8 protein-coding genes and 1 pseudogene are annotated in these 15,938 nt (G+C 72.1%); 2 read left to right on the top strand and 7 right to left on the bottom strand.

Going from position 1 to position 15,938, the window contains the following annotated elements:
• Positions 1-4: 4 nt before the first annotated feature.
• The 5 genes and pseudogenes from OG780_RS43700 to OG780_RS43680 form a co-directional block, all read right to left on the bottom strand.
• A pseudogene (locus tag OG780_RS43700) lies at positions 5-5,538 on the bottom strand (type I polyketide synthase); the annotation flags it as partial.
• 62 nt (positions 5,539-5,600) lie between these two features.
• Positions 5,601-8,705, bottom strand: coding sequence for a type I polyketide synthase (locus tag OG780_RS43695; RefSeq protein WP_328443587.1), 3,105 nt, complete (start codon positions 8,703-8,705; stop codon positions 5,601-5,603).
• Positions 8,706-8,787: 82 nt separating this feature from the next.
• Positions 8,788-9,522: a thioesterase II family protein gene (locus OG780_RS43690; protein WP_328443588.1), complete on the bottom strand. Its 735-nt coding sequence runs from the start codon at positions 9,520-9,522 to the stop codon at positions 8,788-8,790.
• A complete protein-coding gene (locus OG780_RS43685; protein WP_328443589.1) occupies positions 9,519-10,769 on the bottom strand; it encodes a cytochrome P450 in 1,251 nt (416 codons plus the stop codon). Before OG780_RS43685 ends, OG780_RS43690 begins: the two co-directional genes overlap by 4 nt.
• Complete coding sequence (locus OG780_RS43680; protein ID WP_328443590.1) at positions 10,766-11,080, bottom strand: phosphopantetheine-binding protein; 315 nt, start codon at positions 11,078-11,080, stop codon at positions 10,766-10,768. The genes OG780_RS43685 and OG780_RS43680 overlap by 4 nt, the downstream gene beginning before the upstream one ends.
• A 404-nt stretch (positions 11,081-11,484) precedes the next feature.
• Here OG780_RS43680 and OG780_RS43675 point away from each other — a divergent pair, with 404 nt between their 5' ends.
• Entirely contained in the window at positions 11,485-12,321 is an 837-nt protein-coding gene (locus tag OG780_RS43675) for a putative nonproteinogenic amino acid hydroxylase (RefSeq protein ID WP_328443592.1), read from the top strand.
• A gap of 251 nt (positions 12,322-12,572) precedes the next feature.
• On the opposite strand, the gene OG780_RS43670 is transcribed toward OG780_RS43675, so the two are convergent.
• Complete coding sequence (locus OG780_RS43670) at positions 12,573-13,499, bottom strand: phytanoyl-CoA dioxygenase family protein (protein WP_328443594.1); 927 nt, start codon at positions 13,497-13,499, stop codon at positions 12,573-12,575.
• Positions 13,500-14,085: 586 nt separating this feature from the next.
• On the opposite strand from OG780_RS43670, the gene OG780_RS43665 reads away from it, so the two are divergent.
• Positions 14,086-15,471, top strand: coding sequence for an aminotransferase-like domain-containing protein (locus tag OG780_RS43665; RefSeq protein WP_328443596.1), 1,386 nt, complete (start codon positions 14,086-14,088; stop codon positions 15,469-15,471).
• Positions 15,472-15,489: 18 nt separating this feature from the next.
• Here OG780_RS43665 and coaD read toward each other — a convergent pair whose 3' ends face one another.
• On the bottom strand, positions 15,490-15,936 hold the full coding sequence (gene coaD / locus OG780_RS43660) for a pantetheine-phosphate adenylyltransferase (protein ID WP_328443598.1): 447 nt from the start codon (positions 15,934-15,936) through the stop codon (positions 15,490-15,492).
• Positions 15,937-15,938: the final 2 nt, after the last annotated feature.

Below are 15,938 nucleotides of genomic sequence, written 5' to 3'. Positions count from 1 at the left end.
TCCCCTAGCCGAGCTCTTTGTCCAGCAGCGCGAGGAGTTCTCCCGCCGAGGCCGCACCGATCTGGTCGACGATGGCGAGCGGTGACCCGTCGTCGCCCGCCATCGAACGGACTCGGCCCTGCAGCTCGCCGAGCAGAGTGGAAATCGTGGCCCGGTCCTGCTCCGCGAGCGTGCGGAACGCGTCCTCGAGCCGGGCGCCCAGGTGCTCGATCTCCTGGGCCAGGTGATCGGCCGGGGACTGCTGCCCGGCGCCGGGGTCCGGGGTGATGCGTGTGCCCAGGAAGTGGGCGACGGCGGTGGGGGTCGGGTGGTCGAACACGAGGGTGGCGGGCAGCTTCAGGCCGGTCACCGCCGCCAGCTTGTTGCGCAGCTCCAGTGCCGTGAGCGAATCGATCCCCAGCGTCTTGAACGTCACCGCGGGAGCGACCCGCCCGGTGTCGGCGTGACCGAGGACGAGCGCGGTCTGCGTCCGTACGGCGTCCAGCAGGAGGGTCTGTGCCTCGTCTGCCGGCAGCGACCTCAGTTGCTGTTCGAGGGGCACGTCGGTGGTCTCCGGGCCCGCGGATCCGCCGGGTCCGGTGGAGGTCCGGGCGAGGGTGCGCAGCAGCGGGGAGGCCGTCTGCGCGCTGCCGCTCGCCTGCAGGTTCAGCAGTGCCGGCACGAGTACCGGTGCGTCGGCCGCCAGGGCTGCGTCGAAGAGCGCGAGTCCCTCCTGCGAGGACAGCGGGCGCACGCCGCGGCGCTGCAGGCGCCGGACGTCGGCTTCGCTGATGTCGGCGCTCATGTCGCTGCGTTCGGCCCAGAAGCCCCAGCACAGTGCGCCGGCGGCCAGTTCGCGGCTGCGGCGGGCCTCGGCGAGGCCGTCGAGGAAGGCGTTGGCCGCCGCGTAGTTGGCCTGTCCGGGTGTGCCGAGCACGCCGGCGATCGAGGAGAACAGCACGAACGCGGACAGGTCCAGGTGCTCGGTCAGTTCGTGCAGGTGCCAGGCGCCGCGCACCTTCGGCGCGAGGACCGCATCGAGGCGGTCCTCGGTCAGGGTCTGGACGACGCCGTCGTCCAGGACGCCGGCGCAGTGGATCACCGCCGTCAGCGGGTGCTCGGTGGGCACGGCGGCGATCAGTTCGGCGACGGCGTCGCGGCTGGTGACGTCGCAGGCCGCGATCTGGACGTGGGCGCCGGCCGCGGTCAGTTCCTCGCTCAGGGCCGCCGCCGCGGGGGCCGCCGGGCCGCGCCTGCTGGTCAGCACCAGCCGGCGCACGCCGTGCCGCTCGACCAGGTGCCGGGCCAGGATCGCGCCGAGGCCGCTGGTGCCGCCGGTGATCAGCACCGTACCGGAGCCGAGCGGAGCCGCTCGTGGTGCTGCGTCGCGGGGTGCGGGGGCCGCGTGGGCCAGGTGGGGGGTGCTCGCGTGGCCGGCCCGGATCTTGAGCTGGGCTTCGCCGGTGGCGGCGGCCGCCGCCACCAGGGCGAAGGACTCGGGCCGGCCGTCGGTGTCCACGAGCGTGAAGCGCTGCGGGTTCTCGGTCTGCGCGGTGCGTACGAAGCCCCAGACGGCGGCCGCCGCGGGATCGGGGTGGGCGACGTGGTCGTCGTGGAAGGCGTCTTGTGTCACGAGGACCAGGCGGGAGGCGGAGAACCGTTCGTCGGCGAGCCAGTCCTTGGTCCAGCGCAGTACCCGGTGCAGGCGCTGTTCGGCCAGGGCGGGGGTGTCTCCGCCGGCGGTGCCGTCATCGTCGAGGCGGGCGATGACGAGGGGGGGTATCTCCGCGCCGGACGCGGCGAGTTCGGCGGGGCCGGTGAAGGCGGGCCCGTCCGTTGCCTGCGTGCCGGGGGCGGCTCCCAGCACCGGGTACCGGTCCGCCGGCTGCCCGGGGGAACGGCGAGGGGGGCCCAGTCCACCTGGAACAGCGCGTCCTGGTGGTCGAAGCTCAGCGCGGTCAGCTCCTCGGCGTCCACCGGGCGCAGGCTCAGCGAGGCGACGGAGCCGAGCGGTGTCCCGCTGCCGTCCGCGAGGGTCACGGACAGCGTGTTCTCCCCCGCGGGGGAGAGCCGCACGCGCAGGGTGGCGGGCCGGCCGGCGTCGAGGCGCAGTCCGGTGCAGTGGAAGGGCAGTCGGCCCTCGGGCCGGGAGGTGTCGGTGAAGGGGTCCAGGCCGGCCGGGAGCAGCGCGGCGGTCAGCAGTGCCGGGTGGATGCGGAAGCGGCCCTGCTCCGCGCCGTCGGCCGCGGGCAGTTCGACCTCGGCGAACAGGGTGTCGCCCGTGCGCCACACCGCGCGGGTGCCGCGCAGCAGGGGGCCGAAGCCGAGGGCGGCCAGCCTGGTGTATGCGTCGTCGAAGGGGACGGCGGTCGCGCCCGGGGGCGGCCATGCGGTGAGGCTCTCCTGGGCGGGTGCGGTGCCGGATCCGAGGGTCCCGGTGGCGTTGCGGGTCCACGTGTTCTCGCCGTCGGCGCGTGAGTGCACGCCGATGGCGCCCTTGCCGTCGACGACGACGCGGATCTCGCGTTCGGCCGTGCGGGAGAGCACCAGCGGGGTGTGCAGGGTGAGTTCGTCGACGGTGTCGCGGCCCGTGCGGTGCGCCGCCCACACGGCCAGTTCCGCCAGTGCGGCCCAGGGCACCAGGACGGCGCCGTGGACGAGGTGGTCGGCGAGCCAGGGGTGGCGCTCCAGTGACAGGCGTCCGCTGCCCGCCACTGCCCCGCGGCCGGTGTCGTCGGGCAGGTCGATCACGGCGTCGAGCAGCGGGTGGTCGCAGGTGCTCGCGGCGGTGGTCTCGGCGGGGGTGTTCAGCCAGTAGCGCCGGCGCTGGAAGGCGTACGTGGGCAGTTCGGTCCCCGGGCCGTCCGCGCCGTCGAAGGCCGTCTCCCACGACACGGCGAGGCCAAGGACGAAGGCTTCGGCGGCCGACCGGTAGAGCCGGGCGAGGCCGCCCTCGTCGCGGCGCAGCGAGCCCACCACGAACCCGGTGGCGCCGGGGGTGGTGTCGAACATCTCCTGAATGGTCATCACGAGCAGCGGGTGCGGGCTGAGTTCGATGACGGCGCTGTTGCGTTCCCGCTCGACCAGGCGGCCCATGGCGGTGGCGAACTGCACCGGTCGGCGCAGGTTCTGGTACCAGTAGCCGGTGTCGAGCCGGAGGGGGTCGATGAGGTCGCCGGTGACGGTGGAGTAGATCGCCACCGGTGTGGTCCTGGGGGTGACGGTGCCCAGTTCCTGCTGGAGGCGGCCGTCGAAGCGGTCCATGAGCGGTGAGTGGCCGGGGACGCTGGACTTGATCAGCCGGGCGCGGACGCCGTCGGCCTGGCAGGCGGCGACCAGTTTCTCGACCGCCTCGCTCTCGCCGGAGACCGTCGTGGAGCTCGGTCCGTTCACGGCGGCGATGCCGATGCGGGACTCCTGGCCCGCGAGGAGTTCGTGCACGCGCTCCTGGGGCAGCAGGATGCCGGCCATGCTGCCCTGTCCGGTGACGGTGGCCAGGAGGCGGGAGCGCAGGGCGACGATCTTGGCGGCGTCCTGCAGGGTCAGGGCGCCGGCGACATGGGCGGCGGCGATCTCGCCCTGGGAGTGGCCGATGACCACGTCGGGGCTCACCCCCAGCGAGCGCCACACCTGCGCGAGCGCGACCATCACCGCGAAGAGCACCGGCTGGACGACGTCGATGTCCTCCAGGTCCGCCGAGTCCGGTCCGCCGCACACGGTGTCGATCAGTGACCAGGACACCCATGGCTCCAGCGCCTTGGCGCAGGCGCGCAGTTCGTCGGCGAAGACCGGGGAGGTCTCCATGAGTTCGCGGCCCATCGCGATCCACTGGGCGCCCTGGCCGGGGAAGACGAAGACCGTCTTGCCGACCGGCCTCGCCACCGCGGACACCGCGCCGCAGGCGGGCTCCTCCCCCGCGGCGACGGCGGCGAGGCGGGCGAGGAGTTCGTCCCGGCCGGCGCCGATGACGACCTGGCGGTGCTCGAACAGCGACCGGGTCGTCACCAGCGCCTGTCCCACGCCCGCGGCCGTCGCGCCGGCGTCCGCGGCGACGCTGTCGCGCAGCCGCGCCGCCTGCGCGCGCAGCGCCTGCTCCGACCGCGCCGACAGCACCCACGGCACCGCCTGCGGCGCGCCGGTGGCGGGCCGTGCGGCGTCATCTGCCGGAGTCGGGGGCAACTCGGCTTCGGTGGGGGCCTGTTCGAGGATCAGGTGGGCGTTGGTGCCGCTGATGCCGAAGGACGAGATGCCCGCGCGCCGGGGCCGGTCCTTTGCCGTGGTCCATTCCCGGGCCTCGGTCAGCAGCTCCACCGCGCCCTGCGACCAGTCGACGTGTGTCGAGGGGCGGTCCACGTGCAGCGTCCGGGGCAGCAGCCCGTGCCGCATCGCCATGATCATCTTGATGGTGCCGCCGATGCCGGCGGCCGCCTGGGTGTGTCCGATGTTCGACTTCAACGACCCCAGCCACAAAGGCTGTCGGGCGTCACGGTCCTGGCCGTAGGTGGCCAGCAGGGCTTCTGCCTCCATGGGGTCGCCGAGCCGGGTGCCGGTGCCGTGCGCCTCCACCGCGTCCACGTCGCCGGACGACAGCCCGGCATCGGCCAGGGCGGCCCGGATGACCCGCCGCTGGGCCAGTGTGTTCGGTGCGGTCAGGCCGTTGGACGCGCCGTCCTGGTTGATCGCCGAGCCGCGGATCACCGCCCAGATCCGGCGGCCGTTGCGGCGCGCGTCGCAGAGCCGCTCCAGGACCAGGACGCCCGCGCCCTCGGAGAAGCCGGTGCCGTCGGCCGCGTCGGCGAACGCCTTGCACCGGCCGTCCGCCGACAGGCCCCGCTGCCGGGCGAGTTCCACGAACATCCCCGGGGTCGGCAGCGTCGAGACCCCGCCGGCCAGCGCCAGCGTGCACTCCCCCGAGCGCAGGGACCGTACGGCCTGGTGGACGGCGACGAGCGAGGCGGAGCAGGCGGTGTCGGTCGACACCGCCGGGCCCTGGAGGCCCAGCACGTAGGCCACGCGGCCCGAGGCCACGCTGAGGTAGGTGCCGGTGATCTGGAAGCCCTCCACCTCGCCGGCCGCGCCGCCGCCGATCCTGGGGCCGTAGTCGACGCCGTAGAGGCCGGTGAACACGCCGGTCGCCGAGCCCCGCAGCGCCGCCGGGTCGATGCCCGCCCGCTCCAGGGCCTCCCACGAGGTCTCCAGCATCAGCCGCTGCTGGGGGTCCATCGCCAGCGCCTCGCGCGGGCTGATGCCGAAGAACTCCGCGTCGAAGTCCGCGAGTCGGGGCAGGAAGCCGCCGGTGCGGGTGTACGTCCTGCCGTGCGCCTGGGGGTCGGGGTCGTAGAGGGCCTCCAGGTCCCAGCCGCGGTCCTGGGGGAAGTCGCCCATGGCGTCCACTTCGCCGGAGACGACTCCCCACAGTTCCTCGGGGGAGGTCACCCCGCCCGGGAAGCGACACCCCACACCCACGACGGCGATGGGCTCGCGCGCGGACTCCTCCAGCTCGCGCACCCGCTCGCGCAGTTCCTGCGCGTCACCGACGGCACGTCGCAAGTAGGAGCGGAGTTTGTCGACTTCCTCCACCAGGGGCCTCCCTCAACGGTTGATTGGAAGAACGGGTGCGGCTACAGGTATCCGCGGTCGATCAGGGCGTAGAGATCGTCGTCACTGCGGCCGTCCGGGGCTTGTTCCTCCACCGGCCGGGCGGCCACCGGCTCCGCGGCCTCGGGGGCCGGCGGCTCCAGGAGGGAGAAGAGGTGGTCGGCGAGCGCTTGCGGGGTGGGGTGGCTGAACGCGGCGGTGGCCGGGAGCCGCACCGCGGCCGCCGCGTTGAGCCGGTTGCGCAGCTCCACCGCCATCGAGGAGTCGAAGCCCAGGGCCTTGAAGGTCTCTGCCGCCCGCGCCTCGAGATCGGCGGGCGTCAGCTCCACGCCCTTGGCGGCGAGGAGGTGGGCCGTCTGGGCGCACACGAGGGCGCGGGCAGCCGACGGCGAGTCCGGGCCCGCCGGGCGTGTGCCCCGGCTGTCCGCCGGTGCGGCGGGGGTGTCGGTGCCGTCGGAGGCGGTCAGCCAGTGGCGCCGGCGCTGGAAGGGGTAGGCCGGCAGGCCGATCCGGTGCGGCCTGCCGGGGGCGAACACCGCCGTCCAGTCCACCGGCACGCCGCGCACGTGCAGTTCGGCCAGCGACGCCAGGACCTTGGCCGCGCTCCCGTCGTGCCTGCTGAGAGTGCCCACCACCGGGGGCGGGGCGGCCAGTGCGTCGGCGGCCTCCTCCATCGCCACCTGGAGCACGGGGTGCGGGCTGATCTCCACGTACACGCCGCCGCGTTCGCGCATCAGGTTCTCGACGACCTCGCCGAAGCGCACGGTCGAGCGCAGGTTGTCGTACCAGTACGAGGCGTCGAGCCTGCGGGTGTCGAGGGGTGCGGCGGTGACGGTGGAGTGGAACTCCACCTCCGTCTCCTGCGGGGTGATCCCGGCGGCGGCCTCGAGGACCTGGTCGCGGATGCGTTCGACGTGGTGGGAGTGGGAGGCGTACTTGACCTTGATGGGGCGGACCCGGACGCCGTCCTCGGTGGCCTGCGCGGTGAACTCCTCAAGGGCCGGGAGGTCTCCGGCGATCACCACGGAGGCCGGTCCGTTGACGGCGGCCACCGACAGCCGCCCGGGCCATCGCCGCACCCGCTCCTCGACCCGGGCCAGGGGTGCGGCGACGGCGTGCAGGCCGCCCAGGCCGGCCAGCGCGGTCAGTGCCTGGCTGCGCAGGGCGACGACGCGCGCCGCGTCCTTCAGGGAGAGCGCGCCGGCCGCGCAGGCCGCGGCGATCTCTCCCTGCGAGTGCCCCACCACCACGTCGGGGGTCACTCCCAGGGAGCGCCACAGTGCGGCGAGGGAGACCATCATCGCGAAGAGTGCGGGCTGGACGACGGCGTCCCCGCGCTCCAGTGACGGTGCCGACTCCGTCTCGGTGACCAGGTCCAGCAGGGACCAGTCGAGCCACGGCTCCAGCGCCGCGGCGCAGGCGTCGATGGAGCGGGCGAACACCTCGGACTCGGCGTAGAGCTGCCGGCCCATGCCCAGCCACTGCGAGCCCTGGCCGGGGAAGACGAACACGACCGGGCCCGCGGGCAGGCCGGCGGTGCCGCGCACGGCCCGGGTCCCGGCGCTGCCGGCCGCCACCAGGTCGAGGCCGGCCAGGGCCTCGTCGCGGTCGTCGGCCAGGACGACGGCGCGGTGCTCGAAGAGCGACCGGGTCGCGATCAGGGAGTGCCCGATCCGGGCCGCCGGCAGCGACGCGTCGGCGCTCACGAGGTCGTGCAGCCGCGCGGCCTGCTGCCGCAGGGCCTGCTCCGAGCGGGCCGACAGCACCCAGGGCACCGTCTCGGTGACGATCGCCGCGGTCCCGTTCCCGCCGGCGGCGGGCTGTCCGGCCCGAGGGGCGGGGGCCTGTTCGAGGATGACGTGGGCGTTGGTGCCGCCCATGCCGATCGAGGACACCCCTGCCCGGCGCGGCCGGCCGGGTTCGCCCGGCCAGGGCCGCGCGGCGCGCAGCACCTCGAAGTCGTCGTGGAAGCCGGGGACGGCGGGGTTGGGGGTGGTGAAGTTCGGGGTGGGGACCAGGTGGGCGCGCTCCACGCACAGCGCGGCCTTCACGAAGCCGACGATGCCCGCGGCCGGCTCCAGGTGGCCGACGTTGGCCTTCACCGAGCCGACGGCGAGCCGGCGGCTGCGGCCGCTCGCGCGGAACACCTCCCGCAGGCCCGACAGTTCGGCCGGGTCGCCGAGCCGGGTACCGGTGCCGTGGGCCTCGACGTAGTCGACGTCCTCGAACGCGACGCCCGCGCGGCGCACGGCGGACAGCACGGCCGAGGCCTGCCCGGCGGGGCTGGGGTCCGGTATCCGGGAGGAGGCGCCGCCGCTGTTCACGCCCCAGCCGCGCACCACCGCGTGGATGGGGTCGCCGTCGGCGACGGCGAGGTCGAGCCGTTTCAGGACGACGAACGCGCCGCCCTCGCCGCGGGTGAAGCCGTTGGCCCGTGCGTCGAAGGGGAAGCAGCGGCCGTCGGGCGAGAGCGCGCCCAGGTTCGCCAGGCCTGCTCCGGCCTCGGGGTCGACGATCAGGTGCACGCCTCCGGCGATCGCCATGTCCACCGCGCCGCCGCCGATCCGCTCGCAGGTCAGCGCCAGCGACACCAGGGAGGAGGACTGGCCCGAGTCCGCGCACAGGCTCATGCCGCGGACGTCGAACAGGTGCGAGATCCGGTTGGCGATCAGCGCGCCGCTGGAGCCGAGCGCGGCGTAGCGGTCGTCCCTGTCGCTGCCGGACAGCTTGCGCAGCAGTTCGTAGCCGGAGGGCCCGGCGCCGACCACGACGTCGACCTCGCGGCCGGCCAGGGCCGCGGCCGGGAGGCGGGCGTCCTCGACGGCCTCCCAGGCGAGTTCGAGGCCCAGCCGCTGCACGGGGTCCATGGCTGCGGCTTCCCCGGGCGAGATGTCGAAGAAGGCGGCGTCGAAGCCGTCGACGGTCTCGAGGAACGAGCCCGAGTCCAAGGTGGCGGCGTCCGGGTGGGACCGGTAGGTGGACTGTGCGTCGGCGGCCCGCTGCGCGGGGAAGGTGCCGATGGTCGACCGTCCCTGGTGCAGCAGGTCCCAGAACTGGTCCACGCCGTGCACACCGGGGAAGCGGCACGACATCCCGATCACGGCAATATCGGTGGCTGCGCCACTCATGAGTGTTCCTTCCGGTTCCTTCGGTGTACGGCGGGCACGCGCGGCGCCGGGGCGCTCACGGCCACGAGCGGCTGCACGGCGCTCACAGCCAACGGGTCAGCAGCTTCGACAGCTCGTCCGGCGCGTTCATGAAGTCGTAGTGGCCGCCGCCGACCACCCGGAACTCGACGGAGTCGGCGTAGCGGCGCCAGCCCTGGAGATCGGCCAGGGTCATGTCCTGGTCGTCGCGCCAGTGCACGACGACGATGGGGCAGTCCACCGTGGTGGGCGTCTCGCGCCGGTATTTCTTGGCGGCGGCGTGGTCGCGCGCCAGGACCATGAGGCCCAGGTCGAGCATGTCGGGGCGCGGCTCGATGCCCCGGCCGCGGACGAACGCCTCGACCTCGTCGCGCAGTTCGGACTCGGTCATGGTGAGCATCCGGTCGCGTGAGGCGTCGTGCGGGGCCGGCTGGCCGGAGACGAACAGGCAGTCCGGTGTGGGCAGTTGGGCTTCGGCGAGCCTGAGCACGGTCTCGTAGGCGGGCAGTGCGCCCGCGCAGTGCGCGAAGAACGCGAACGGCCGGTCGAGCAGCGGTGTCAGGGGTTCGATCAGGCCGGCGGCGAGGTTCTCGTAGGTGCCGTAGTGGGGGTGGCCGAGCCGGTTCTCGCGGCCGGGGAACTGCACCGGGCAGACCTCGATGTCCTCGAGCGCGGCCGGCCAGGCGCTGAAGGCGGAGGCGCCCGATCCGGAGAAGGGGAAGCAGAAGAGCCGGGCCGGGTGGTCGGTGGGCGGCCGGACGAACCACGGCGACAGGGCGACGGCGGAGCCGGTTGTCATGGCGTCTTTCGTTTCTGCGCGACGACGGGGAGGTGGGTCATCCCGGCGATGAAGTACGACCGCAGGTGCTGCGGTTCGCCGGCGAGCTCGATCGGTCCGCACCGCTGCAGCAGCTCCTCGAAGAAGATCCGCAGGGTCAGCCGGGCCAGCGGTGCGCCGATGCAGAAGTGCGGTCCGAACCCGAACGCGACGTGGCGTTTGGCGTTGGGGCGGGTGATGTCGAAGGTGTGCGGGTCGGGGAACAGGGACGCGTCGCGGTTGGCCGAGCCGATCCACGCGACGACCGCCGCGCGGGCCGGGATCGTGCCGCCCGCGATGGGGATGTCGTCCACCGCGTAGCGCATGAAGTTGCAGGCGGCCGATGTCCAGCGCAGCCCTTCCTCGACCAGGTTCGGGATCAGCGTCGGGTCCGCCTGCGCCTTCTCGAACTGCTCGGGCCGCTCGATGAGGGCCTGCACGGTGCCCGAGACGGTGTGCGGTGTGGTGACGTTGGCGCCCAGCAGGATGCTGTAGCCGTCGAGGGCGATCTCCTCGTCGCTCAGCGGTGCGCCGCCCGCGCTGACGCTCATGAGGTGGGCGAGCAGGGTGTCGTCCTCGCCGCCGGCCGCGCGGCGCCGCTTGACCCACTCGGTGACGTAGTTGACCAGTTCGTGGTGGGAGATGGCCAGCGTGGCGGCCTCGTGGCCGACCATGAAGTGCGGGTCCGAGGGAGCGGTCACCATCGCGGTGAGCTGGACGAGTTCCTCCCAGTCCTTGGCGGGGATGCCGAGGAGCGGGCCGGTGACCATCGCGGGGAGGAGCAGCGCCGCTTCGGCGAGGTCGAAGGTGTCACCGTCGAGGGCCGGCTGGAGGAAGCGCCGGATCGTCCCGCGGATCGAGTCCTCCCAGGACTTCACCGCCCGGGCGGTGAGCTTGGAGCCGAGGGGCCGGCGGACCTCGGTGTGCCGGGGCGGGTCGGTGGAGGTCAGCAGCCTGCCCGCCGCGGGGTCGTCGATCCCGACGTGGGTGGGTGTGGTGCCGCGTTCGGAGGTGAACTCGCGGTGGTCGCCGAGCACGCGGCAGACGTCCTCGTGGCGGGTCACCGACCAGAACTCCCGCCCGTCGGGCAGGACTTGGTGGTGCAGCGGTGCCTTCGCCCGCATCACGTCCCAGACCGGGTGCGGATCGCCCGTTGTGTACAGGTCCAGGTCGAACAGGTCGAGGGTGTCGAGGTCGACGTCGCGTGCGGGACCGGGCGTCAGCCTCACGTCCTGGTCCTCCCCTGCTCGATCAGTTCGGCGACCCGGGTGGGGGTCTGTGCCAGGTAGAAGTCGCGCACGGACAGCTGGACGCCGTAGTCCCGCGCCACCTGCTCGATGATTTTGATTCCGGTGAGCGAATTCCCGCCGAGCACGAAGAAGTCGTCCTCGGGGCCGACTTCACGGTCGCCGAAGTGTGCCGCCCACAGTGCCGAGACTTCCCTCACGAGCGATTCCGGCACCCCGCTGGACGCGGCCTCGGTTTCTGGCGTCCCGTCCTGTCCGTCCCGCTGGTTGATCACCTTCGGCGAAGATTCCATTTCCAGCAATTTCCTTCCTCTGTCGAACGGGAATGCCCGTCCATGCCGCTGCCGGAAGGTCGACGCAGCGACCCGACAGACCCGAAAGTGATGGATCGCCTGTGCGACAGGCGTGCCCGAAGTCACCGCGCTGCCACGGTAGATGGCCGGAGAAACGCCAGGCAAGGGATGACAGTGCGGACAACCCGGCAGGCGTCTGGTGTCCTGCCGACAGGACGGAACAGTGCCGCTGCCGGACTGCCCGGAACATGGGACGGGCGCCGGCCGGACCGGCAGGACGGCTCAAGTCCCGTGCGCCACAGCGTCGTTGCCTTGTACAACTCGGAAGAATTATGGTGACGATCGGGCGGAACGCCCAGCGGTTTCCGGGCGCGTCAAACAATCATGTGCTGGAGGGGATTTCCTTGCTGAAATCGGAACGGCTCGCGGTACTGCCCATCGATGCGTACGACCTGGGCCCGGAATTGTCCATCGTGGACGAGCACGAGTACGGCGGCGAATACGACACCTTCACCTTCGGGTCATGGTCGTCCCATGTGCTGGCCAACGGCAGCGGCGCCGATTCCGACGTCGCTTTCCGCCCCCACGAAGGCAGCCTTTCCCTGACCGAGCTGGGAAAGAAGCTGCCGAACATCATGTCCCTGGTGGCCGGGCACTTCCCCCTGGACCGGCTGCAGTGGGTGCGTGTCTTCGCCCTGCGTGAGGGGATCATCGCCCCGCACGTGGACTTCCTGGAGTGGGCGAAGCCGGGCACGCGGGTGCAGATTCCGCTGCGCACCAGCGAGGAGGCGCTGCACTCCGAGAACGACATCGTCTACCACATCCGCCGTGGCGAGGTGTGGAAGATCCACTCGACCGACCCGCACTCCGCGCGCAGCACGTCCGGCACCGCCCGGCTCTCGCTCTGCCTCGACTTCGCGGACGCCGAGGAGCCCGTCGCGATCCGCGGCGCCGTCCCCGCGACCGAGCCGATCCGCGTCGTCGAGCGCCCCGAGCCGACCGAGGCCGAGATCGAGGAACTCATCGCCTCCGCCGCCGGCCTGACACTCGAGACCATGCGGCCAAGCTTCCGCCCGTTCGCCGAGCTGCACTTCGAGCGGCACGCGCACGCCACCGCGGCCTTCGACTGGTACGTGGAGGCCGCGCGGCGCACCGGCGACGAGGACATCGTCGCCAGGGCCCAGGCCTTCCGCACGTACTGCATCGAGAAGCGGGGCGACGGCGAGGCGTTCGACTGGTGAGAGCGCGCCGCGGCCGACGGCGGGCCGGGGGCCGGGGCAGCGCCCGGGACCCGGCCCGCCGTCGGCCGCGGCGGTCCGGCCCTCCCCCGGCGTGACGCACCCGTCGGGTCGGCCGCCGGCACACCGCAGGGGCCTGGGGGCATCGTCCCGTCGATGGGACGGCGCCCCGCAGGCCCCTGTTGCGTGCCGGCGGCCGGCCGACGGTCCGCCGCACGGGGGCGGCGCACCATCGGCCCGTGCGACCGGATGGATCACCCCTTCGTGGTGCCCGCGCGCAGCCGCTCGATCATGTGCCGGGTCGTCTCGATGGGGCTCTCCTCGGGCAGGTCCCGGGTACGCGCGGGCAGCGCCGCGTTGAGCTTGGCCACCTTGTCGTTCCAGTCCTCCTGGCCGGCGAAGGGGATCGTCTCGCCCTCCTGGTAGGTGGGGAACGGACGGTAGTTGTTCAGGCCGGCCGCGTCGGTTCCGCGCACCAGCAGCGGGTCGAGGTAGATCCCCTCGCTGTGGATGCGCGTGGTCGTCGCGATGTAGCCGATGTCCAGACCGCACCGCCGCTTGGCGGAGGTGTTCGCCTCCGAGTAGTGCAGCAGGTGGGGGTGGTGGACGGAGACGTCGCCCGGCTGGAGCTCGATGTCCACGACACCGCGCTTGTCGATCCACTCCTGGACGATGTCCTCGTCGGAGGCGGAGTACAGCATGTTGTCCGTGTCCGTGCGCGACGACGGCTTGTGCAGCGGCAGTTCGTGGCTGCCGGGGATCATCCGCAGGCAGCCGTTCTCCGTGCTGCTCTCGTCGACGGCCAGCCACACCGTCAGCGCCTCCATCGGGCTCAGCGTCCAGTACGCGCCGTCCTGGTGCCACAGCACGGGCTGCCCGTTGTAGGGGGGCTTGCAGATGTAGTGGGCGGTGAAGCACCCCAGGTCGGGGCCGAGGAAGAACTCCGCGATGTCGACCAGACGGGGGTCGGAGACCAGACGTGCCCAGAAGGCGTCGTTGCGGATCAGCGGGTGGTGGAAGTGCTCGGGGCGCAGATCCGGGTACTTCCGGGTGAGCCAGTCGACGTGGGCGGCCGCCTCCTCGAGGAGCTCCCGGGGAATGACATTGCGGATGATGGAGAAGCCCTGCTCGGCGTATTCCTTGGCTGCCTTCTCCAGTACGCCTTCGTCAAGTGTGGTCATGCGTCAACTCCTTCTCGGGTGTCAGGTACCGCTTGCCGCGCGGGAGAATGCGGAAAGCCGCCTCGGCGTACCGTCCGCGGGCTCCGTCGATTCGGCGCGGACCGTGTGCAGGTGGTCGAATGGGAGGGTCGACGCGGCATCGCCCTGATATGCGGCCGCTCATCGGCCGGGCGGACGGCCCGCGACCCGGTTCGCAGCCCGGCGATTTCACCGGGTGACGCCGGCCGGTCGCGGCGGCGGTCCCCGGGCCTTCTCGCGGTTCGCCCAGCAGTTCCCTACTCTCTCGGCCGCCCAAGAGGGTGTCAACGTCTCGAGGAACTCAGGGCTTTGCCGATAGCACACCCGCGTTTCCGGTATTGCGCGCCCGGCCGGTCCGGATCCCGATCCGCTCTGTCCCGCTGACGGGACAGGGTGCACGGAAATCGCTTTTCCGAAACGGCGGAACAGCGGGAGTCGACCGTTCCTCCAGTCATCGTCTTTCACGGTTCGAGGGAAGCCACATATGTTCTTGAGAACCCCGACGAGGCGGCATTCAACCGACACCAGCTCAGGGCTGGATTGTCCGGCGGACGAGGATGACGTGACTATGTCCAGACAAGCAGGGCCGATCCGGCTGAGTGTCACCGACCTGCACGCGTCGGTCGACGATCCCGCGCTCACTTCCATGACGCTGCTCAACGAGCTCGCCGGAAGGTATCCGGAAGCGGTGTCGTTCTCCGCGGGCCGCCCGTTCGAGGGCTTCTACGACGTCGACGACCTCTCCCGTCACCTCAGGACGTTCCAAAATCATCTGGAGGTCGACAAAGGCCTGTCCGCGGAGCAGGTGCGGCGCACGTTCTTCCAGTACGGGCGCACGAAAGGGCTCATCCACGAACTCATAGCGCGCCAGCTGGAGGTCGACGAGAACCTGAGGGTCGACCCGGAGAGCATCGTGGTGACCACCGGCTGCCAGGAGGCGATGGTGCTGCTGCTGCGCACGCTCGTCCGGGACACGCGCGACGTCGTCCTGGCGGCCACCCCCAACTACGTCGGGTTCATCGGCGCGGCCCGGGTGGCCGGCGCGCCGCTGCGTTCCGTACGGGAACACGAGGGGGGCATCGACCTGGAGGACCTGGAGCGGCAGATACGGGCGGCGCGGCGCGAGGGCCTGCGGCCGCGTGCCTGTTACGTCGTCCCCGACTTCGCCAACCCCAGTGGCGCGAGCATGTGTCTGGCGGACCGGATCGCCCTGCTGGAACTGGCGGGGCGGGAGGAGATCCTGGTCATCGAGGACAACCCCTACTCCCTCTTCCGCGCGGCCGGTTCCCCGCTGCCCACGCTCAAGGCCCTGGACGAGCGGCACCAGGTGGTCCACCTCGGGTCGTTCGCGAAGTCCGCCTTCGCCGGTGCCCGCGTCGGCTACGTCATCGCCGACCAGCCCGTGACGGCGACGGGTGCCTCGCACGAGGAGCCGGTGCTGCTCGCCGACCATCTCGCCAAGCTGAAGAGCATGGTCACCCTCAACACCTCGACCGTCGCGCAGGCGGTGATCGGCGGATACCTCCTGCAGAACGGCTGCAGTCTCAAGCGTGCCACCGCCCGCGAGGCCGAGGTCTACCGCCGCAACCTCGCGACCATGCTGGAGAGTCTGCACTCCGTCTTCGCCCCGGTGCCGGGCACCGGGCAGGACGTCTCGTGGAACACACCCGAGGGCGGCATGTTCGTCGTCCTCACGCTGCCGTTCCGGGCGGACGACGCCATGCTCGAGTACTCGGCCTCCCGGTTCGGCGTCCTGTGGACGCCCATGGACCACTTCTACGGCGGCACGTCCGGGTTCCACCAGGCCCGGCTCTCCTTCAGCGTGCTCACCCCCGAGCAGATCGCCCTGGGCGTCGAGCGGCTGGGCGAACTCGTCCGGGACCAGCGCGCCCGGCACGTGCCCGGCGCCCGGCACACACGGTCCGGCCGGCTGCTGGAGCCGCAGAGCGCCTGACCCCGGAAGCCGTGATGCTCAGACCGGGTCCTTGCGGCCCGTCGCGGTGACGAGGGTGGAGGAGATGTGGGCCAGGGCTGGGTCCGCAGCGATGAAGAACGTCTCGACTCCGGCCAGTTCGCGGTTCATGCGGGCCATCGGCATTTCGTGGTCCAGGTCGCGGACGCCGCGGACTCCGCGGACGACGACGTCGATTGCGGCCCGGCGGCAGTAGTCGACCAGCAGGCCGCCGGTATGGGAGTCGACCGTGACGCTGCTCAACTCCGCTGCTGCCGCGCGGAGCCGGTCCAGCCGTTCCTCGACGGGGAAACGGCCGGTCTTGTTCGCATTGGACATCACGCACACGACGACCTCGTCGAACAGGAGGGCAGCGCGCCGGAGTACGTCCTGGTGCCCTTGAGTGACCGGGTCGAAGGATCCTGGGAAGAGGGCTCGCACGATCGGAGAGAGCAGCGGCTGCGCCATGC

The organism is Streptomyces sp. NBC_00386 (assembly GCF_036063235.1).
Lineage (GTDB): Bacteria > Actinomycetota > Actinomycetes > Streptomycetales > Streptomycetaceae > Streptomyces.
The sequence above is the reverse complement of the archived record's forward strand: the minus strand, read 5'-3'. Positions and strand labels throughout refer to the sequence as shown.